General features: G+C 67.5%; 15 protein-coding genes and 2 rRNA genes. 6 read left to right on the forward strand and 11 right to left on the reverse strand.

Annotated elements, in window-relative coordinates; genetic code table 11:
- Nucleotides 1–50: 50 nt before the first annotated feature.
- The 4 genes from BCL79_RS11555 to glyQ form a co-directional block, all read right to left on the reverse strand.
- Nucleotides 51–3,896 (reverse strand): translocation/assembly module TamB domain-containing protein, encoded by a 3,846-nt coding sequence (locus BCL79_RS11555; RefSeq protein WP_121040998.1) that lies wholly within the window; start codon nucleotides 3,894–3,896, stop codon nucleotides 51–53.
- Entirely contained in the window at nucleotides 3,893–5,698 is a 1,806-nt protein-coding gene (locus tag BCL79_RS11560; protein ID WP_121041000.1) for an autotransporter assembly complex protein TamA, read from the reverse strand. The genes BCL79_RS11555 and BCL79_RS11560 overlap by 4 nt, the downstream gene beginning before the upstream one ends.
- Nucleotides 5,699–5,952: 254 nt before the next feature.
- Nucleotides 5,953–8,049, reverse strand: coding sequence for a glycine--tRNA ligase subunit beta (gene glyS / locus BCL79_RS11565; protein ID WP_121041002.1), 2,097 nt, complete (start codon nucleotides 8,047–8,049; stop codon nucleotides 5,953–5,955).
- Nucleotides 8,046–8,957, reverse strand: coding sequence for a glycine--tRNA ligase subunit alpha (gene glyQ / locus BCL79_RS11570; RefSeq protein ID WP_102788722.1), 912 nt, complete (start codon nucleotides 8,955–8,957; stop codon nucleotides 8,046–8,048). Before glyQ ends, glyS begins: the two co-directional genes overlap by 4 nt.
- An 81-nt stretch (nucleotides 8,958–9,038) precedes the next feature.
- On the opposite strand from glyQ, the gene BCL79_RS11575 reads away from it, so the two are divergent.
- The 3 genes from BCL79_RS11575 (at nucleotide 9,039) to BCL79_RS11585 (ending at nucleotide 12,605) form a co-directional block, all read left to right on the forward strand.
- Nucleotides 9,039–10,877 carry a GspE/PulE family protein gene (locus BCL79_RS11575; protein WP_121041004.1) on the forward strand — a complete coding sequence of 613 codons (1,839 nt, stop codon included), beginning with the start codon at nucleotides 9,039–9,041 and terminating at the stop codon, nucleotides 10,875–10,877.
- The gene (locus BCL79_RS11580; RefSeq protein WP_121041006.1) at nucleotides 10,849–11,568 is read left to right on the forward strand and encodes a glutamine amidotransferase; all 720 of its coding nucleotides are present in this window, start codon (nucleotides 10,849–10,851) and stop codon (nucleotides 11,566–11,568) included. The genes BCL79_RS11575 and BCL79_RS11580 overlap by 29 nt, the downstream gene beginning before the upstream one ends.
- Before the next feature lie 137 nt (nucleotides 11,569–11,705).
- The gene (locus BCL79_RS11585) at nucleotides 11,706–12,605 is read left to right on the forward strand and encodes a BPSS1780 family membrane protein (RefSeq protein ID WP_070470085.1); all 900 of its coding nucleotides are present in this window, start codon (nucleotides 11,706–11,708) and stop codon (nucleotides 12,603–12,605) included.
- A 43-nt stretch (nucleotides 12,606–12,648) separates the two neighbouring features.
- On the opposite strand, the gene tatC is transcribed toward BCL79_RS11585, so the two are convergent.
- From tatC to BCL79_RS11605, 4 genes are all read right to left on the reverse strand, one after another.
- Nucleotides 12,649–13,398: a twin-arginine translocase subunit TatC gene (tatC, locus tag BCL79_RS11590; RefSeq protein WP_102788725.1), complete on the reverse strand. Its 750-nt coding sequence runs from the start codon at nucleotides 13,396–13,398 to the stop codon at nucleotides 12,649–12,651.
- Nucleotides 13,395–13,943 (reverse strand): Sec-independent protein translocase protein TatB, encoded by a 549-nt coding sequence (tatB, locus tag BCL79_RS11595; protein ID WP_121041008.1) that lies wholly within the window; start codon nucleotides 13,941–13,943, stop codon nucleotides 13,395–13,397. Before tatB ends, tatC begins: the two co-directional genes overlap by 4 nt.
- A 15-nt stretch (nucleotides 13,944–13,958) precedes the next feature.
- Nucleotides 13,959–14,183, reverse strand: a complete 225-nt coding sequence (tatA, locus tag BCL79_RS11600; protein ID WP_121041010.1) for a Sec-independent protein translocase subunit TatA — start codon at nucleotides 14,181–14,183, stop codon at nucleotides 13,959–13,961.
- Between the two features lie 73 nt (nucleotides 14,184–14,256).
- The gene (locus BCL79_RS11605) at nucleotides 14,257–15,153 is read right to left on the reverse strand and encodes a lipid-binding SYLF domain-containing protein (protein WP_121041012.1); all 897 of its coding nucleotides are present in this window, start codon (nucleotides 15,151–15,153) and stop codon (nucleotides 14,257–14,259) included.
- Between the two features lie 187 nt (nucleotides 15,154–15,340).
- Here BCL79_RS11605 and hemH point away from each other — a divergent pair, with 187 nt between their 5' ends.
- From hemH to BCL79_RS11620, 3 genes are all read left to right on the forward strand, one after another.
- Nucleotides 15,341–16,303 (forward strand): ferrochelatase, encoded by a 963-nt coding sequence (gene hemH, locus BCL79_RS11610; RefSeq protein WP_121041014.1) that lies wholly within the window; start codon nucleotides 15,341–15,343, stop codon nucleotides 16,301–16,303.
- Nucleotides 16,300–17,148 (forward strand): alpha/beta fold hydrolase, encoded by an 849-nt coding sequence (locus BCL79_RS11615; RefSeq protein WP_121041016.1) that lies wholly within the window; start codon nucleotides 16,300–16,302, stop codon nucleotides 17,146–17,148. Before hemH ends, BCL79_RS11615 begins: the two co-directional genes overlap by 4 nt.
- A 364-nt stretch (nucleotides 17,149–17,512) precedes the next feature.
- Nucleotides 17,513–19,249, forward strand: a complete 1,737-nt coding sequence (locus BCL79_RS11620; protein ID WP_121041018.1) for a methyl-accepting chemotaxis protein — start codon at nucleotides 17,513–17,515, stop codon at nucleotides 19,247–19,249.
- A 6-nt stretch (nucleotides 19,250–19,255) separates the two neighbouring features.
- Here BCL79_RS11620 and BCL79_RS11625 read toward each other — a convergent pair whose 3' ends face one another.
- The 3 genes from BCL79_RS11625 to BCL79_RS11635 form a co-directional block, all read right to left on the reverse strand.
- Nucleotides 19,256–20,212: a D-2-hydroxyacid dehydrogenase family protein gene (locus BCL79_RS11625; RefSeq protein WP_121041020.1), complete on the reverse strand. Its 957-nt coding sequence runs from the start codon at nucleotides 20,210–20,212 to the stop codon at nucleotides 19,256–19,258.
- Between the two features lie 194 nt (nucleotides 20,213–20,406).
- A 5S ribosomal RNA gene (rrf, locus tag BCL79_RS11630) occupies nucleotides 20,407–20,521 on the reverse strand.
- A gap of 125 nt (nucleotides 20,522–20,646) precedes the next feature.
- Nucleotides 20,647–20,737, reverse strand: a 23S ribosomal RNA gene (locus tag BCL79_RS11635); the annotation flags it as partial.

Below are 20,737 nucleotides of genomic sequence, written 5' to 3' on the forward strand. Positions count from 1 at the left end.
CGGCAGGGCAACGGCCGATGGTCAGGGGCGCCTGGACCGTCGGCCGTGGCTTACTTCTCCCGCCGCCAGTTCAGCGACCCACGGTTCTCCACCGTGCTCGACTCCAGCTCCACATCGAAGCCACGGCGCAGCAGGTACTTCAGCGTCAGCACCGAGCCACTGCCGACCAGCGAGACGCCGTAGCCGATGTACAGCTTGGGCGAGATGTACTTGCCAAAGCCGATCACCGAGCCACCCAGCGCGCGCGACTGGCTCACGCCGGCGTCGTCCAGGCCGAGCTTGGCGCCCAGCTGCGAGGCGAGCAGGCCGCTGCCGGCCGACAGCGCCGCCGAGGCCGCGTTGACCTGCTGGGTCTGGTCGCTGCTGGCACCGGTGAGGCTGCGTCCCAGCACCAGATAGGCCAGTGCTTCGGACTGCGACATCGCCGGTTCCGACCACACATCCACACGTGGCGACTGCGCCCGCCCGGTCACGTCGATGCCGGCGGTGACATCGCCGACGGCGCGCTGGGCACGGATGTTGATGCGCGGATCGGAGACCGCGTTGTAGTTCCAGTTCAAGTTGCCGCGGGTGATGGTCAGGTCCTGGCCGTAGGCCTTGTAGCGCCCACTGACTTCCAGCCCGCCGTTGGCGGTCATCTCACGCCCGGGGCGTGCCCACACCTGCATCTTGCCGGTCAGCGCCCCCTTCAGGCCGAACCCGGCCATCTTGACCTTGTCGCCCAGGCTCACGGTCAGGTCCATGTCCAGCGGCGAGCTGGGGCCCTCTTCCGGATCGACCGGATCCAGCACCACCACGTCTTCGGAGACCGAGGTACCACGGTCCAGGCGCTCCAGGTCCAGATCCGCTTCAGGCACGTGCACGGTCCCGCGCAGCTGCATCGCGCTGCCGGCCAGGGTGAAGTCCAGGTTCGGGTTGGCGATCACGCGCAGCTCGCTGGTGTTGGCCAGCAGCACGTTTTCGCCGTGGATATGCAGCTGCAGTGGCTGTGCATCGCCGAACCACGACAGCCCGCCATCCACGTACAGCGTGCCTTTGCCGGAGTTGGCCTGCGCGCTGATCTTGGCCGAGCCATCCGGCTGCGCGGTGAAGCTGCCCTTGCCTTCGGCAAAGGTCAGGCCGAGCGCGGGGAACTCGCCGTTGAACTTGCTCAGCGTCGCCTCACCGCCCAACGACGGCGTACCACGCGTGCCGCGCAGACTGACGTGACCTTCGATCAGGCCGGTCGGGCGCACGATGTCGGGCGAGAACAGTTCCAGCCAGTACAGCCGCGCGATGTTCATGTACAGCTCGCCGGTCAGCGGCGCGTTGGCATCCCAGCCGGTCTGCACCTTGGCATCGACGAAGCCGTCACCCTGGAAACCGACACCGAGCTTGGCGTTGATCTGCTGCGGGGTCATCTCCAGGTTCACCGAGAACTGGTCATAGCGCACCAGCTCGCCACGCGCGTTGTCGCCCAGGCGTACCCCGCCTTCGCGCGAGGTGACCGAAGCGCTGCCTTCCCACGCGTTGCCGCGCGGCCGGATGCGCCCATCCAGATTCACTTCACCGCGCAGGAAGATGCGGCGTCCGGACTGCGGTGGCAGCCACGGCTGCACCAGCGCCAGCGGCAGCGCATCGCCGCGCACCAGCAGGCCTTCGCGGGGCCAGTTCGCACTGGCGCACAGCGCGCCGCCCGTGGCGGCACCCAGGCACGCATCGCTCAGGGTGAAGTTAGTGCCCTGCACGCTGAAGGTGGCCGGCGCGCGCAGGCTCCAGGCATCGCCCTTGACCGGTGCGATACGCAGCGCGGTCAGATCACCGCGCCAGGCCTGGCCCTGCTGGCGCACGCCGCCTTCCAGCGCGACAGCACCCAGCTCGTTTTTCGTCTGTGCATCCAGGCGCAGATGGGAGAGGCTGCCGCGGGCATTCACGTTGAGCGTGTCCAGCAGCATGCCGACCTGGATCTTGCTGCCCTGCACCGCCAGCGTGCCGCTGTCGCCCTGCCACGGCAGGCGCCCCTGGATGCTGATCGCCTCGGCGCTCCAGTCGTCCCAGCGCAGGCCACTGCCGACCAGATCGGCGGTGATGTCCGGTGCGGTACGCGCGCCCTTGATCAGCACGTGGCCGCGCAGGCTGCCGCTGCTGTTGGGCAGCAGGTCGTCCAACTGCACCGGCTCCAGCTGCGCATCGATATCCAGGCGGTCGCCCACCGAGCCTTTGGCGGTCAGGCGGCTGTTGCCCAGCGCCAGCCGGAGGTTGCCCTCGCCCTGCTCGCCGCGCAGCGCGAACTTGCCCTGTGCATCCAGCGCACGCTTGCGCAGCGTGCCCTTGATGCCGGGCACATCGACGGTGGCTTCGTAGCTGCCAGCGGTACCGGCCGGACTGCCGGCCGGCGGCGGCAACTGGCGGCCCTTCGATGCAAACGAGCCGGACAGCTTGCCGTCCCAGCCCGGTGCGAAGTAGCCCGGATCGAAGCCGGCCAGTTTGGCGGCCACGTCCCAATCCAGCTGCGGGGCCCAGGCCACCTGGCCGGTGACATCCAGCGAACCGCCCGGGGTGCTGGCCTGGAGCTGCTTGATCACGGCGGCCTGGTCATTGCCGCGCACGTCGAACTGCAGCTCGGCGACCTGTTTCTCGCGTTCCACCGAGGCACGGCCAACCGCCGCCCACGCCTTCAGCGTGCCGGCCAGGCCCATGCGCGCTTCTTTCAGCGTCACCGGCACCGGCGCAGCGGCGCCCGGGGTGGTGGTATCGGCGGCGGGTACGAAGGTGAGGTCGTTGGCGACGATGGAGAAGCGCAGGCTCGCGTTTTCCTTGTCGGTGAAATCGGCGATGCCTTCCAGCCGCGCCTGGCCACCAAAGCCCTTCACCTGCAGCGGCGACACGGTCAGCACCTGGTCGGCCAGACCCACCTTGGAGGGCGCCAGTTCCACCGCGATGTCGCCCTGCTTGAAGCTGCCCTGCAGATTGGCCTGGCCACCCTTGCCATCGGCCTGCACATCCAGCGCCATCGGCGTGCTGGTGCTCGCGTCCATCTCCGGCACCAGCAGCGCCAGGTCCAGTTCCTTGCTGCGCGCAGCGAGTTTCCACACCGGGTCGGTGCGGCCATCGAACACCAGGCTGGCCTGCAGCGGCGCCGGTGCATTGCCGGCGATCGCCACTTCCATATGCCCCAGGTCGCCGCGTGCGACCAGGCCCAGCCGCGCCGGGGTGCGCCCGCGCGGCGCCGGCATCAGCGCGCCGATGGTGATATCGGTGTCGTAATCGCTGCGCGGCAGGTACCGGCCATCCACGCGGAAATCGCCCATGTCGCTGTCGACCTTCAGCTGGGTCGCGCGGAATTCGCCATTGGCGATTTCCACGCCACCGCGCACCTTGGCGATGTCGATCAGCGGCTGCTGCGCCTGGGTGATCCGGAAGCCATCGATGATGATGGTGTCGGCCTGGATCGCCAGCGGCATTTCAATCTGCGGCAGCGAGTCCGGCCACGACGGCAGCTCGAACGGTTCATCACTCTTGGCCAGGTTCAGCGTGGCGTTCTTGATCTGCAGCGCATCGAGCTGCAGCTTGCGCCCCAGCAGCGGCCGGATGTCCGGATCCAGGTAGGCGCGTTCGGCGGTGAAATGGATGTCGTCGTAACGGAAGTCCAGGTCGTGCAGCACCAGCGGCCCGGCGACCGGGCCATCCACCTTGCTCCAGGTGAGCGAGGCGCCGACCGGCAACCGCGCGACCACCTGGGCCAGCAGCACATCACGGCCGGCCACGGTCTGCAGCAGCCAGTACACCAGCAGCAGGGCCAGCAGCACCAGGCCGAGCACGGTGAAGCCCGACCACGCCCAGAAGCGGCGCTTGCGGTAGAAACGCACGCGCGGCGGCGGCGGGGTGGCAGGTGCGGACGGCGTCGGCGTACTCACAGGTCCGCTCCGATGTTCAGGTACAGCTGGAACTGCGAATCCGGGTTGTTCAGGCCATGCGCGATATCCACGCGCACCGGGCCCACCGGCGATTTCCAGCGCACGCCGAAGCCCACGCCGGTATGCAGATCGATCGTATTGTCGAACGCGCTGCCGGTGTCGACGAACACCGCCGCACCCCACGGCCCGCCCTTGAAGTAATGCTCATACTCGGCCGAGCCGACCACCAGGTTCTTCGCGCCGAGCGCGTATTTGTCCGGTGGTGCAGTACGCGGGCCGACTTCGCGGAAGGCATAGCCGCGGATGCTGCGGTCGCCACCGGCGAAGAAGCGCAGGCTCGGCGGCATCGCGACCAGATCGCTGGTCCAGGTGGTGCCACCTTCGCCGCGCAGGATCAGGCGGTCGCTGTCGCCGATCGGCACATACCAGCGCAGCACCATGTTGGCCTGCACGAAGCTGGTGTCCGAGCCGGCACCTTCGACGCCGCCACGCAGCGTTGCACTGCCGCTGATGCCGCGGCGCGGGAACATCTCATCATCCACGTTGACGTAGTCGGCCACCAGCTGCGGGTAGACCAGCGTGGAGGTGTTGTAGACCGCATCGGTGAACTCGGTGCCCGAGGCGTAGCGCCAGCGCTCACGCAGGGCGTTGATCGAGGCGATCGCGGTCCAGTTCTCGTTGATTTCGCCACTGCGGCTGGCCGAGAGTTTGAAGTTGCGCAGGTCGATGTAATCGGTCTGCTCGTCATAGGCGCTGGCGGTGAACGCATACCAGCCGTCGAGCCAGGCAAAGCCCGGGATGCGGTAGCTGGTGACCAGGCTCTTGCGCTTCTGCGCATAGTCGAGCTGGGTGTTCATCTTGTGGCCGCGGCTGTTGAGGAAGCGCCGCTCCAGGCCACCGCGCACACCGGCGCCGCTCTCACTGCCGTAGCTCAGGCCGGCGGTATAGATCGTGCGCTTGGCGCGGGTCAGGTTGACGTCCACCGGCACATCGCCGTTGTCATCGGCCTGGTCCGGGCGCGGCTGGATGTCGATCACGCTGAAGTAATCGAGCTTGGTCAGCGATTCGCGCAGGCGGTCCAGTTTGCCTTCGTGGAAGTAACTGCCTTCGTCCCAGTACACCAGCGGGTCGAACAGCTTGTCGACGAAGTAATCCTGATGGAAGCGGATCTCGCCCATGTTGTAGCGGCGGCCACTGTCCCAGGTCAGATCGACGTCGGCCGCGTTCTCGGCGCGGGTGATCTGCACCTGGCGCTGGGTGAAGTCGGCATCGAAATACCCGCGCTCGGCCAGGCGCCGGGTCACCCGGATCTTGCTGGCTTCGTACTCGGTGTGCTCGAACCGCTGGCCTTTGCGCGGCTTGAAGTTCTCCAGGTCTTCCTGGAGGTACTGGTCCAGCTGGGCCGGGCCGGTGATGTCGATGTGCTCGCGGCGGACCAGGGTCGGCGGTCCCTTCTCGACCTGGATCACCACGCGCAGGTTCTCGCCTTCGCGCGGGCTTTCCACGGTGATGGTCGGGTTGTAATACCCGAACGGCTCCAGCGCCTCGCGGGTCTGGCGCTCGGCCTGCGACAGCAGATACTCCAGCCGGGACTCGCCCTGCGGCTTGCCGATGGTGTCGTACAGGGACAGCGAGACCTCGATGTTCTCGATCATCTCGGCATCGTCGCCCTTGTCCAATCCTTTGATGTCCACTTTCTCGATGGTCCCCCGTGCATGTGCCACCGAGGCGGTGGCAAGGGACAGGAACATCAGCGGAAGGGCGAATTTCGTTGGCTGCATGGCGACAGCATAACGGGCCATCGCGAGCATGCGAAATCGGCGTGGCCGTTTCAGAACGGCGGTGAAGAAGCCGTTAAATTCCGCGAGAAAGTCGTCAGCGTCGTGTCAGCCCTGATCGATGACAGCACGGTGTCGGACAGAACCGTCCGCGACGCCCCATGACGCACCCAGCGCGAACGAAGCGCTGCACGCGCCACGCCTGAAAACGCAGAAGGCGCGAACCGCCGAAGCCGTCGCGCCTTCTGGTGAGCCTCGGGGCGTCCTGCCCCGCAGCATCAGTTGGACAGGTGTTCGATCGCCGCCACGCTGCCCAGGCGGTCGCCCAGGCGCTTGAGCAGGGCCAGGCGATTGGCCCGCAGCGCGGGGTCCTCCGCATTGACCATCACCGCATCGAAGAACGCATCCACCTGCGGGCGCAGGCGCGCCAATCGGTTCAACACGCTCACATAGTCCTTGTGGTGCAGGCTGGCGTTGCTGTCATCGATGGCCGCTTCCACCGCTTCGGCCAGTTCGCTTTCGGCCGGCTCGGCCAGCAGCGCCGGGTCGATCATCCCCGGGATCTCGCCCTCCGCCTTGCGCAGGATGTTGCGGATGCGCTTGTTGGCCGCGGCCAGCGCCTCGGCTTCGGGCAGCGCAGCGAAGGTGCCGATGGCATCGATGCGGCGGTCGAAATCGTACAGCGAGGCCGGCTTCAGCTCGGCCACCGCGTTGAAATGCGTGGCCGGCACGCCCTTGTCGGCGTAGTAGCCGCGCAGGCGGTCGATGATGAAGTCGTACAGCTCCTGCGGCAGCGCCTCGGTCTTGCGTTCGGCACTGGGCTGCACGCCTGCCGGCAGGCCGGCGATGGCGGTACCGATCAGCGCGCGCAGATCCAGGTCGAACCCGCTTTCGATCACCGTCCGGGCCAGGCCAAGCGCGTTGCGGCGCAGCGCGAACGGATCCTTGTTGCCGGTCGGCTTCAGGCCCGCGGCGAAGCCACCGGCCAGCGTATCCAGACGCTCGGCGATGGCCAGCACCTTGCCCAGCGGCGACAGTGCGATGTCATCCCCACCGAAGCGCGGCTGGTACGCCTCGTCGATGGCCAGCGCGACCTCGGGCGACTCCCCGCCGACCACGGCGTAATGCCGGCCGGCAATGCCCTGCAGTTCCGGGAATTCATTGACCATGCGCGACTGCAGGTCGTTCTTGGCCAGCACCGCAGCACGCTTGGCCAGCACCGGCTCGACGCCCACCTGCGGCGCGATGGCCTCGGCGAGGGTGGCCACACGGGTCACCTTCTCGGCCACCGAGCCCAGCTTGGCCTGATAGGTGACGGTCTTCAGGCCATCACCCATCGCTTCCAGACCCTGCTTCAGATCTTCATCGAAGAAGAACTTGGCATCGGAGAAGCGCGGACGGATCACGCGCTCGTAGCCCTTGGCCACTTCGGCCACGTCCTTGGACTCGATGTTGGCGATGCCGATGAACTTCTCGGTCAGCTTGCCGCTGGCATCGAGCACCGGGAAGAACTTCTGGTTGATCTCCATCGTCTCGATCAGCGCTTCCTGCGGCACCGCCAGGAACTCGCGCTCGAAACTGCACAGCACCGGCGCCGGCCACTCGACCAGGTTGACCACCTGCTCCAGGTTGTCCGGGGTGATGCGTGCCTGGCCACCGGCCTGCGCGGCAGCGGCGTTGACCTGCTCGACGATGCGTTCGCGTCGCGCGTCGGCATCGACCAGCACATAGGCGGCCTGCAGCGAAGCGACGTAGTCCTCCGGCGCGCTGAGCCACACGGTCTTGTCATGCATGAAGCGATGGCCGCGGCTCATGCGGTCGGCCTTCAGGCCCAGCACCTCGGCCTCGATGATGTCCGGGCCATGCAGCAGCACCAGCCAATGCACCGGGCGGGCGAAGCCGTAGGTGTGGCTGCCCCAGCGCATCGGCTTGGGGATCGGCATCGCGGCGATCGCCTCGCGCAGGATCTCCGGCAGCAGCGTCGCGGTGCGCGCGCCCGGCGTGGTGGAGCGGTGCACGAAGCGCTCGCCCTTGGCATCGCTGGTGCGCTCCAGCGCGGTCCAGTCGATCCCGGCCTTGGCCGCGAAACCCTGCAGCGCCTTGGTCGGCTGACCCTCGGCGTCAAGCGCGATGTTCAGGTACGGGCCCAGCACTTCGCTGTGCTGTTCCGGCTGCTCAACGGCCACGCCGGGCAGCAGCACGGCCAGGCGGCGCGGGGTCGAGAGTGGCTTGGCATCGCCACGTTCGATGGCCACGCCACGCTTGCTCAGGCCGTCGACGATGCCATCGAAGAAGGCCTGGGCCAGGCCCGGCAGCGCCTTGACCGGCAGTTCTTCGGTACCCAGTTCAATCAGCAGCGGCTGCATCGTGCTCATGCCTGCACCTCCTTGGCGGCGACGGCTTCGAGGCGCTTGGCCTCGTACAGCCTGGCCACGGCCTGGGCCAGCGCGCGCACGCGCAGGATGTAGCGCTGGCGCTCGGTCACGCTGATCGCGCGGCGCGCATCCAGCAGGTTGAACGCATGGCTGGCCTTGCAGACCTGCTCATACGCCGGCAGCGGCAGGCCGACATCGACCAGCTTCTGTGCTTCCTTTTCGCAGGCATCGAAGCGGTGGAACATTTCGTCCACGTCGGCGTATTCGAAGTTGTAGGTGCTCTGCTCGATCTCGTTCTGCAGGTACACATCGCCGTAGGTGACCGGGGTGCCATCCGGACCGTAGGTCCAGATCAGGTCATAGACGTTGTCGCAGTTCTGCAGGTACATGCACAGGCGCTCCAGACCATAGGTGATCTCGCCGAGTACCGGCTTGCACTCCAGGCCGCCGGCCTGCTGGAAATAGGTGAACTGGGTGACTTCCATCCCGTTCAACCACACTTCCCAGCCCAGGCCCCAGGCGCCCAGCGTCGGCGATTCCCAGTTGTCCTCGACGAAGCGCAGGTCATGCACCAGCGGATCGATGCCCAGCGCCTTGAGCGAATCCAGATACAGCTGCTGGATGTTGTCCGGGCTCGGCTTCATCGCCACCTGGTACTGGTAGTAGCGCTGCAGGCGGTTGGGGTTCTCGCCGTAGCGGCCGTCGGTCGGGCGGCGCGAGGGCTGCACGTACGCGGCATTCCAGCTTTCCGGACCGATCGAGCGCAGGAACGTGGCCGGGTGGAAGGTGCCCGCACCGACCTCCAGGTCCAGCGGCTGGATCAGCACGCAGCCCTGCTGCGCCCAATACTGGTTGAGGGTCTGGATCAGGCCCTGGAAAGTGATCGGAACGTTCGGGATCGCGGACATGCGGCGGATTCTTGCCTGCAGAAGGGGTGCGCTAGTATAGCGACCGACCGCACGGGCCTTCCGTGCCTGGGGAAATGGAGGATGGATCCACGCCTGCCTGCGGCGTCTGCCAGCGTCCCTGCGGGGGGCGTCTCCCTGCCGCACGGCCGCCTGGATTTCGACCAGGTCGCCGCCGCCCTGGTCGCCGATGGCCTGGTCGCCGCCGCCGATCTGGAGCGCATCCGCTTCTCCGCCCCGGGCGCACGCAACGCCAGCGAGGTCCATCCGCTGGTGCTGCTGGCCAACCTGAAGCTGGGCGCCAGCGGCGGTGGTGAGCTCGGTCTGGAGCGCCTGAGCGAATGGCTGGCCCAGCGCGCGGGTGTGCGCTACCTGCGGGTGGACCCGACCCGGGTCGACGTCTCGGCGGTCACCGCCCTGGTGTCCCACGCCTATGCCCGCCGCCACCGCTTCCTGCCGCTGGCGGTGGACAGCGAGCGCGTGCTGGTCGCCACCAGCGAGCCGCTGGCCCAGGAATGGCTGCGCGACCTGCAGCACCTGAGCCGCCGCCGGATCGAGCTGGCGATGGTCAACCCGCTCGACCTGCACCGCTACACCATGGAGTTCTACGGGGTGACGCGCTCGGTGCGCGGCGCCCGTGGCGATGTCCGCGGCGAGACCAGCAGCACCCTGCCCAGCTTCGAGCAGTTGGTGGAACTGGGCCGCGCTGGCGACGTCAACGCCGACGACCAGCACATCGTGCACATCGTGGATTGGCTGCTGCAGTACGCCTACGAGCAGCGCGCCTCGGACATCCATCTGGAGCCGCGCCGCGACATGGGGCGCATGCGCTTCCGCATCGATGGCGTGCTGCACAAGGTGTTCGAGGTGCCGCCGGCGGTGATGACCGCCGTGGTCAGCCGGATCAAGGTGCTGGGCCGGATGGACCTGGCCGAGCGCCGGCGTCCGCAGGACGGCCGCATCAAGACCCGTTCGCCAGGCGGGCGCGAAGTGGAAATGCGCCTGTCGACCATGCCCACCGCATTCGGCGAAAAGTGTGTGATGCGCATCTTCGACCCGGATGCCGCGTTCAAGAGCATCGACCAGCTCGGCTTCAGCCCGCAGGAGGCGGCCGGCTGGACCGCCCTGGTCGAGCGCCCGCACGGCATCGTGCTGGTGACCGGGCCCACCGGCTCGGGCAAGACCACCACGCTGTATTCCACGCTGAAGCGGCTGGCCACGCCGGAGGTGAACGTCTGCACGGTGGAAGACCCGATCGAAATGATCGCGCCGGAATTCAACCAGATGCAGGTGCAGACCAACATCGACCTGGATTTCGCCAGCGGCGTGCGCACCCTGCTGCGGCAGGACCCGGACATCATCATGATCGGCGAGATCCGCGACCTGGAAACCGCGCAGATGGCGGTCCAGGCCTCGCTCACCGGCCACCTGGTGCTGTCCACCCTGCATACCAACGATGCGCCCTCGGCGATCACCCGCCTGCTCGACCTGGGGGTGCCGCATTACCTGCTCGCCTCCACCCTCAACGGGGTGCTGGCCCAGCGCCTGGTGCGCACCCTGTGCACCCACTGCAAAGTGCCCACGGCGCTCTCGGCCGAGCAATGGGCGGTGCTGACTGATGCCGATGCGGCATTACCTGAGGCGCCCACGCCATATGCACCGGTCGGCTGCATCGACTGCCGGCGCACCGGTTTCCTCGGTCGCGTGGGCCTGTATGAGTTGCTGCCATTGGGTTCCAGCCTGCGCCGGCACATCCGCGCGGACATGGATCTGGCCGCCTTCAACCGTGCCGCACGTGCTGAAGGGGTACGAACCCTGCGCCGCGCGGGGCTTGAAAAGGTAGCGGCAGGGCTGACTACAATCGAGGAAGTCCTCTCGGTCCTGCCTCCCCCGGATGAATTCCGCCCCGTTCCTGATTCTTGAAACCGGCCAACCCGTCGCCTCGCTGCGCCGCTACGGGCGGTTTTCGCACTGGATCCGGGTCGCGGCCGGGCTGGATGCCGACGAGACCGTGGTGGTCGATGTCGAACATGGCGGCACCCTGCCCAGCCACCGCGATTTTGCCGGCGTGATCGTCAGCGGTTCGGCCGCCTACGTCACCGACCGCGCCGAGTGGAGTGAACGCAGCGCACAGTGGCTGCGCGAAGCCGCCCACGACGACCGCCCGGTGTTCGGTATCTGCTACGGCCACCAGCTGCTCGCCCACGCGCTGGGCGGCGAAGTCGCCTACAACCCGGCCGGGCGCGAGTCCGGCACGATCGAGCTGGCGCTGGATCCTTCCGCAGTCGACGATCCGCTGTTCGGCGGCCTGCCGGCCCGCTTCCCGGCCCACGCCACCCACCTGCAGACGGTGCTTCGCGCGCCCGAGGGCGCGGCGATCCTGGCACGCTCGGCGCAGGACAACTGCCACGCCTTCCGCTGGGGCGCACACGCCTGGGGCGTGCAGTTCCATCCGGAGTTCGCCACCCACCACATGCGCGGCTACGTCCGCGCCCGCGCCGAGTGCATCCGCCAGCACGGTGGTTGCGCGCGCAGTGTCGCCCGCGACGTCAGCGCCGCGCCGCTGGCCCGCCAGCTGCTGCGCCGTTTCGTCCGCCAGGCACGCAACGCCTGAGCCCCGCGCGGGGGACGTCATCCGGGCGCAACGCAGCGTCCGCGCCGCGCCGGGCGGCCTTCAGGTCACGCGCCGGGAAAACAGGGATAATCGACCGCAATCGGGCGTTCGCGCCTTCTCCCCTGTCCCGGAATGTTATGAGCGAGATTCGCAAGCTGCCGGCCTCCGCCGGCGCGGAATGGCTGGTGTCGGGTTTCACCCTGCTGCGCAAGGCGCCGCTGGCGCTGGGCCTGCTCGGCGTGATCTGGGCCGTGGCCGCGTTGCTGGTGATGTCGCTGGCGATGGTCAGCCCGGCGCTGAGCACGCTGGCGCAGCTGTTGATGGCACTGGCCGGCCCGCTGTTCTTCGGCGGCCTGGTGTGGGCCGTGCGCGAAGTCGACCAGGGTCGCGTCGCGCAGCCGTCGCACCTGCTGCAGGGCCTGCATGAAGGCCGCGCCTTGAACCTGCTCGCCTCGCTGCTGCCGCAGCTGGTGGCCGGCCTGTTCCTGGGCGTGTTGTTGCTGGTGCTGATCGGCAGCAGTGGCCTGCAGCACTTGAGCGAGGTGATGGTGCAGCTCAACGCGATCAGCCAGTCCGGCGCGCAGCCGGACCCGGCGCAGATCGAAGAATTGATGGCGAGCCTGCCGGCGATGCGCATCCTGCTCTGGCTGGCACTGGTGGTGGTGACCTTCCTGGCGATGGCGCTGGCGCTGTTCACCCTGCCGCCGCAGGTGATGTTCGAGCACCGCAACGGCCTGCAGGCGATGCGCCTGAGCCTGCGCGCCTGCCTGCACAACGTGCTGGCGATGCTGGTGTTCTTCCTGCTCGCCTTCGTGGCGGTGTTTGCGATCTACTTCGGCGTCATGCTGGTGGCGCTGATCGCGCAGTTGATCGGCGGCACGATGCTCGCGCTGTTCGTGGCGCAGCTGCTGCTGATGGGCGTGGTGATGCCGGTCTTCGCCGGTGCCATCTACACCGCGTGGAAGCAGATGTTCGGCCAGCAGGGGCCGCAGACCCCGCCGCCGATGCCGGGCCCGAACAACGTGTTCGCGGCCTGATACAGACAAAACCCCGGCCTTGGCCGGGGTTTTTGTTTGTGCCTTACTCCGGCTGCTCTTTCCCGCCCGGGCGTGGCACCAGCCAGCGCGCGGCGTGGATGCCCAGCTCGTAGAGCAGGCACATCGGGATGGCCAGCATCAGCTGCGAGACCACGTCGGGCGGCGTCAGCACCGCGGCCAGCACGAAGATGCCCACGATCGCATAGCCGCGACCTTCCTTGAACTGCTGCGGCGTGATCCAGCCGAGCAGCACCAGGATCACCATCGCCACCGGCAGCTCGAAACTGGTGCCGAAGGCGAAGAAGATCGCCAGCACGAAATCCAGGTACGCCGTCGCATCGGGGGTGATCGCAATCACCTCCGGGCGGAACGTGGTGAGGAAGTGGAACACCGCCGGCAACACCAGGAAATACGCGAACGCGCAGCCCAGATAGAACAGCAGCACCGACGAGGCCAGCAAGGGCACCGCCAGGCGTTTTTCGCGGGCATACAGACCCGGCGCCACGAACGACCACAGCTGGAACAGCAGCCACGGCACGGCGATGAACACCGCCACGAAGAACGTCAGTTTCAACGGCGCGAAGAACGCGCCGGCCGGATTGGTCGCGATCATCGTCTGCCCGTTCGGCAGCTGCGAGATCAGCGGTTCGGCGATCATCGTGTAGATCTGCCGCGAGAACGGCATCAGGCCCAGCAACACCACGCCCAGGCCGATCAACGCGCGCACCAGGCGTGCACGCAGCTCGATCAGGTGTTCGACCAGCGAACTCTCGTTGCTTTCATGCTCGCTCATCGCGGTGCCTCGTGGTTCGGCGGCGTGGGCACAGGCGCAGGCGTAGGCGGCGCGGTGTCAGTCGACGGCGGCAGAGCCGCCGGGACGTCCGCACGCGGTGCGCTGCCATCAATGCCCGGCGGCGCCATCGCATCGCGCGGCGGCTCGGCCCCCTCGGTGGCCACCACATGCTGGGCCACGCTGGCCGGGGAACCCGGTGCGGGGCCGGTCATCACCGGCTCGTCCTCGGCAGCCGCGGCGACGTCATCGCCGTGCCGCGCCACGTCCTGGCGCATCTGCTCGGCTTCGCGGCGCACCGCTTCGCCACTGGCGCGCAGCTGCGACTCGGTATCGCGCATCGAGGTTTTCACATCATCGAACTGCCGCTTGATCTCTTCGGCGTGCAGTTCACGCTCGAGTTCCTGCTTCACCGAATCCCACTGGTTGCGGGCACGGCGCACCCACAGCCCGGCGAAGCGGGCTGCCTTGGGCAACCGCTCCGGGCCAAGCACCACCAGGGCCACCACCGCGATGACCAGCAGTTCACTGAAACCGATATCGAACACGCCAAGCCGCCCGGATCAGCGCGGGTCGCGGTCGTGCTCGGTCTGCGACGTCGTCGAGTCCTGCGGACGCGAACTGTCGCTGAGCTGCGCGTTCGGCTTGTCCTCGTCGCGCATGCCCTTCTTGAATTCCTTGACGGCGCTGCCAAGGTCCTTGGCGCCGCTGGTCAGTTTCTTGGTGCCGAACACCAGCAGAACGATGACCAGCACGACCAACCAATGCCAGATGCTGAAACTGCCCATGACTCGCTCATTACGTAGTGATCAGACGGTTGAGCATAGCGCACCGGCGGTAAGCCGGCGCGCGTGACAAAAGTCAGTTGCCGTCCAGCGATTCGGTACGGACTTCACCGTCGCCGACCGGCTGGAAGCCCTGCTGCGGGGCCGGTTGCGCCGGCACGGACTGCAACGGGGCGGTGGTCGCGCCAGCGGCGGCCGGGGCCGGCGCCTGTTCAGGTCGAACCGGCACGGCAGCGGCGCGCGGGGCGGGGGCCGGTGCAGGCGCGCTGCCTGCGGTGCCGCGCTTCTCGCGGGCGGTGTAGGTGGCTTCTTCCAGGCGATCACGGAAGGCGACCACGTCCACCGACGGCGGCTCGCCGACACGGCCTTCAAAGACCATGCGCGGCGTGGTGTTGCTGCCGTAGGCATCTAGGTTGGCGGCATCGTCGATCTGCAGCACGGCGCCATCCAGTGCCACACCGGCGAACAGCCCGCGAGCGCGCGACCAGGACCAGATTTCGGCCTTCAGCTGGCCATCTGTGGCGGCGGCAGCGTTGCGGCCGACCGGACCGGCGGCGACGCCGGCATCGGCGCCCAGGGTGAACTTGCCGTTGACGAGATTGTCCAGGCTGCGATCGTTGCGGAATACCAGCACGACATCGGAAGACTGCACACCGGCCTGGAAGCCGATGCTGCCGCCGGTGAGCTTCACGAACACCGGGTTGGACCAGCTGCCATCCGGCGTCTTGACGGACATCAAGCCGTGGCCGCGACGGCCGCCGATCACCAGACCGGCCTTGATCGTGTCGGGAATGACAATGACCGCGCGACCTTCGTCGAGCAGCTTGTCGGGAATCCCCTGCTCGGGGATGTCCTGGATTTCATTCAGGACGCGCACGGCATTGCGGGCGCGCTGGTCCTCCTGTGGCCCGGCCATGGCCTGGGTCGACAGCAGGCTGGCGGAGATCAGCAGAACAAGGCTGAGGCGGCGCATGGGTGGGCTCCAGAAAGTCGATTCATACAAGATAGCGGCAGGTACGACCGGGGTCGATACGCTTCTCGACGTTAGAAGGCCGGCGATGAATCGGCAATGAGTATTCCGGGCTATCGATATGCCTGCCAGATCGCGTTCATCATCCAAATCCATCCCGCCAATCGCGCAGACCTGCGAGAATGGCGGCATGCTCGACGCACCCGACACCGCCGTGCTGGCGGTCAATCTAGGCACGCCCGAGACGCCAACCGCCCCGGCGGTGCGTCGCTACCTGGCTGAGTTCCTCAGCGACCCGCGCGTGGTCGCGATTCCGCCGTTGTTCTGGAAACCCTTGCTGTTCGGGCTGATCCTGCCATTGCGCAGTGGTCGCTCGGCCGCCAAGTACGCCCAGGTCTGGCTGCCGGAGGGCTCCCCGCTGATGGTCTACACGCGCCGGCTGGCCGAGGCCATGCAGGGCCTGATGCCCGACCTGCGGGTGCGCCATGCGATGCGCTATGGCGCCCCGGCGCTGCCGGCCGAGCTGGACCGGCTGGCCGCCGAAGGCATGAAACGGATCGTGGTACTGCCGTTGTATCCGCAGTATTCGACCACCACCACCGCCTCGATCGAGGACCAGGTGCGCGAGTGGCAGCCGAAACATCCCGGCGTCACCGTAACCCTGGTGCGCGATTACGCGGTCGACCCGGACTGGGTCGCCGCCGTCGCCGGCAGCATCCGCCAGTGGTGGGAACAGCACGGCCGTGGCGAGAAGCTGGTGTTCTCCTTCCACGGTATTCCGCAGCGCCTGGCCGACGCCGGCGATCCGTATCCGCAGCGCTGCGAAGCCAGCGCCCACGCGATCGCCCAAGCCCTGGAGCTGGCCGACGATGCCTGGCAGCTGACCTACCAATCGCGTTTCGGCCGTGAGAAATGGCTGCAGCCCTATGCCGAACCCACCCTGTGGGCGATGGCCGAGAACGGCGTGCGCAGCATGGACGTGGTCTGCCCCGGCTTTGCCACCGACTGCCTGGAAACCCTGGAAGAGGTGGCGATGGGCTTTACCGAGACCGTTGCCGAGCGCGGCGCGACAATGCGCTACATCCCCTGCCTCAACGACGCGCAGGCGCATGCACTGGCGCTGTCGCGGCTGAGCATCGCGGCGCTGGCATGACGCTGCAGCCGTTCTCGCTGCCGGTTGCCGGCAGCACGGTGGCCGGCCTGCGGTCGGCTGAGACCGGCGGCACGCGTGTTCTGGCGCTGCATGGCTGGCTCGACAACGCCGCCAGCTTCGTACCGTTGGCGGCGCAGCTGCCGGCGCTGGCGCTGGTGGCGATCGATCTGCCCGGCCACGGCCACAGCGCGCACCTGCCGCCCGGCACGCAATACAACACGCCCGGTGCGATCTGCCACGTGCTCGACGTCGCCGATGCGCTGGGCTGGGACCGCTTCGTGCTGCTCGGCCACTCGATGGGCGCCGGCATTGCCAGCCTTACCGCGGCGGCCGCCCCCGAACGCGTCGAGCGCCTGATCGCGATCGAGGCCCTCGGCGGCCTGCGGGGCCCGGAGAATGAAACCGCACAGCGCCTGCGTGAGCATGTGCGTGCCGCGCGGGCGCTGCCCACCCGCAAACTGCGCGTGTTCCCTGATCTGGCCGCGCCGATCCGCGCCCGTATGATGGCCAACCAGCTCAGCGAGCGGTGTGCGCGCCTGCTGGTCGAGCGCGGCGTCAAGCCTGTTGAAGGGGGTTTGAGCTGGTGCAGCGATCAGCGCCTGATGCTGCCCACCGCGATGCGCCTGAGCGAAGCACAGATCGACGACCTGCTCACCGCGATCGAATGCCCGACCCAGGTGATCTACGCCACGCCAGCGCAGTCGTATTACCCGGAGCCGTTGCGCAGCCAGCGCATCTCGCTGCTGCGCGAAGGCCGCTTGGCCGTGTTCCCGGGCACGCATCATCTGCACATGGAGCATCCCCAGGTGGTGGCCGAGGTGATCCAGGGCTTCCTCGCCGGGTAAGCCCTGCACGGTGCGACACACGGTCGCACTCAACTTATCCCGGCAGCGACCGATACCGATGATGCAGGCCGATCTTCATTGGCCGCACTGTCGTCGCTTGCTCCGCCGTTGCGAAGCCGCGCATCACCCAGGCTTCCAGGGAACGTCGTCGCAATGCCGGATTGGCCGTGCCATCGCCCACAGGACCGGGCCATGCCGGCGGTGATTGCCACCGCCGACGCGGCGTTTTCCGCTGCGTGCTCTCTGCGCGCCTCCCTGCTTCTTTCCGCTGCCGCACCCACCGCTTCGCCGGTGACGGGTGTGGCATCCGCCTGCGCGCGATCACGCCGCGGGCTTTCCGCTTTCTGATGATTCTGGAGCCGCCATGTCCGCCATTCCCGATGCCTCGTCCCGCCCGCCCGATCTGCTGCGCACGCGCATGTCCCGGCCGTCCGCTGACGCGGCCTGTCTGGTCACCGCAGGGGTACTGCTTGCCGCCGCCGTGATCGCTGCGATCTGGCAGCGGCAACCCTGGGCGCTGCTTCCCGTCGCGATCGCAGCCGCACTGTTGGGCCTGCTCGCGCTGCGTGTGCGGCAGCAGGGCGATGCACTGCGGCAGGCACAGACGCGAGCGCTCTCGCTGGCTGCGGAGGCAGCACGCGCGCAGGCGCGTGATCGCGTCGAACACACGCACGACGCCCAGGTCCGGCAGGCGCTGGATGTCTCCCGCACCGCAATGATGATCGCCGACAACGACCACGTGATCCGCTACGTGAACCAGTCGGTGGTGACCCTGCTGCGCAACCAGCAGGACAGCCTGCGTGAGGCCTTCCCCGACTTCGATGCCGAGCGCCTGGTCGGCAGCAGCATCCACCGTTTCCATGCGAATCCGGACCGCATCCGCGCCATCCTCAATACGTTGATGGCCACCCATCACGGGCGTGTGCGGATCGGCCCGGTGCATTTCGCCCAGGTTGTCACGCCGGTATTCGATGCGAAGGGCCAGCGCCAGGGCTTCGCGGTGGAATGGCATGACCGTACCCACGAACTGCTGCTGGAACACGCCGTGGCCGATATCGTCGAGGCGGCCAGCAAGGGCGATCTTGATCGCCGGCTGCAGGCCACGGACGGAGGCGCGAGCTTCCTCAACGGCCTGACCGGCGGCATCAACCAGCTGCTGGACAGCGTGGGTGGCACGGTCGGTGAGATCCGCCGCGTGCTCTCGGCGCTGGCCGATGGCGATCTGGACCAGCGCATGCGGGGCGATTTCCACGGGTCGTTCCAGGCCATGCAGCGCGACGCCAATGCGACGGCGGAGCAACTGACCGCGATGGTCGAACGGATCAAGCAGTGCACCGGCTCGATTTCGCTGGCCGCCAGTGAGATCGCCAGTGGCAACGATGATCTGTCCGAGCGTACCGAACGCCAGGCTGCCCATCTGGAGGAAACCGCCGCCTCGATGGAGGAGCTGACCTCCACCGTGCGCCAGAACGCCGAACACGCGCGCCAGGCCAGTGCGTTGGCGCACGGCGCGCATGATGTCGCCACCCGCGGCAGCCAGGTGGTGAGCGAGGTCGTGACCACCATGGACGCCATCCAGACCGCCTCTCACCGCATCGGCGACATCACGCGGGTGATCGACGGGATCGCCTTCCAGACCAATATTCTTGCCCTCAACGCCGCCGTGGAAGCAGCACGCGCAGGCGAGCAGGGCCGCGGCTTCGCGGTGGTTGCCAGCGAGGTACGGAGCCTGGCACAACGGTCGGCCGAGGCAGCCAAGGAGATCAAGGGGCTGATCGATGCCTCGGTCGTGCAGGTCACCGACGGCGCGCGCCTGGTCCAGGACGCCGGGCAGACCATGGGCGAGATCGTGAGCAGCGTGGCCGGTGTCAGCGGCATCATGGCCGAGATCTCTTCGGCCTCGCAGGAGCAGGCTGCCGGCATCGATCAGGTCAACCGGACGGTGGCGCAGATGGACGATGCCACCCAGCAGAATGCGGCGTTGGTCGAAGAGGCGAGTGCAGCCGCACGGCTGTTGGAAGCGCAGGCTGCCGACCTGACCCAGGCAGTCGCCGTGTTCCGTCATCAGGAACAGGCGTACCGCCCCGCCGCGGTGGCCTGATCGGCGTCAGTCCAGCACGCGTCTCGGCGCGCCCTGCAGCCAGGCGGCGATGTTCTCGACCGCCTGGCCGAAATAATCCCGGTAATTGCGCGCGGTGACATAACCCAGGTGCGGCGTCGCCAGTACGTTGGGCAATGTGCGCAGCGGGTGCCCGACCGGGAGGGGCTCGATGTCGAAGACATCCAGCCCGGCGCCAGCGAAGCGTTTCTGCGCCAGTGCCTGGATCAGCGCGTGTTGATCGATCAGGCCGGCACGTGCGGTGTTGATCAGGTAGCCGTGTGCCGGCAGGCAGGCCAGCGTGGCCGCATCAACGATGCCCCGCGTGCGCTCACCCAGCACCAGGTGCAGCGAGACCACATCACTGTCAGCGAACAATGCCTGCTTGGACGCCGCCAAGTGCACGCCCGCGGCCTGCGCACGGGCGGCATCCAGGTTCGGACTCCACGCACTGACCTGCATCCCGAATGCCTGGCCGATCCGCGCCACGCGCTGCCCGATCTTGCCCAATCCCAGCAGCCCCAGCCGGGCACCATGCAGGTCCCGGCCGAGCGTCTGCTGCCACGGCCCGTCCCTGCGCAACGCGTTGGCCTCAGGCACCAGGTGCCGCATCACCCCCAGGATCAGCGCCCAGGTCAGTTCCACGGCCGGTTCGGGATGGCTGTCGGTTCCGCACACGACCACGCCCCGCGCCTTCGCGGCGGCGACGTCGATTGCGGCGTTGCGCATGCCGCTGGTAACCAGCAGACGCAGGCATGGGAGCTTGGCCAGCAGCTCGGCGGTGATCGGCGTGCGCTCACGCATCACTACCAGTATGTCGGCGTCCTGCAGTGCGGCCACCAGCGCATCGCCCGTGTGGGATGTCGTCAGCGTACGTATCTGCACCGCATCGCCGAGCCGGTGCCAATCGGCGGACGATGTCGCCACGCCTTGGTAGTCGTCGAGAATCACGCAGTTCAGCGGCATGGGGGCGTCCTTCATCAGCAGCCATGACGATACGCCCGCGCGGCGGCGCGCTCTACAGACAGGTACGACCGCTGCCGGCATGCCGTGCCCGCGTTGTGGGCAGGCGCTGTGGCCAAGCTGCCCCCAGGCAGGCACGGAATCGTAGACAAAAAGAAAACCCCGCTGCGTGAGCAGCGGGGTTTTCGGGGTAAAAACCCTGGCGATGACCTACTCTCGCATGGCTTAGGCCACACTACCATCGGCGCAGCTGCGTTTCACTTCCGAGTTCGGGATGGGATCGGGTGGTTCCACAGCGCTAATTTCACCAGGGAGACAGTTGGAGCGTCGCCATCCTAAAGAAACGAATAAGGCGCCTGCCTCTCGTAAGTCTTGTGACGTAGCGTGCACTTGGGATCTATCGACATGTCATGTCGGCCAAGGCAACTTGAGGTTATATGGTCAAGCCACACGGATCATTAGTATCAGTTAGCTCAATACATTGCTGTACTTACACACCTGACCTATCAACCACATAGTCTATATGGT

This window comes from Stenotrophomonas rhizophila (genome assembly GCF_003651185.1).
In the GTDB taxonomy this organism is placed as follows: Bacteria; Pseudomonadota; Gammaproteobacteria; order Xanthomonadales; family Xanthomonadaceae; genus Stenotrophomonas; species Stenotrophomonas maltophilia_Z.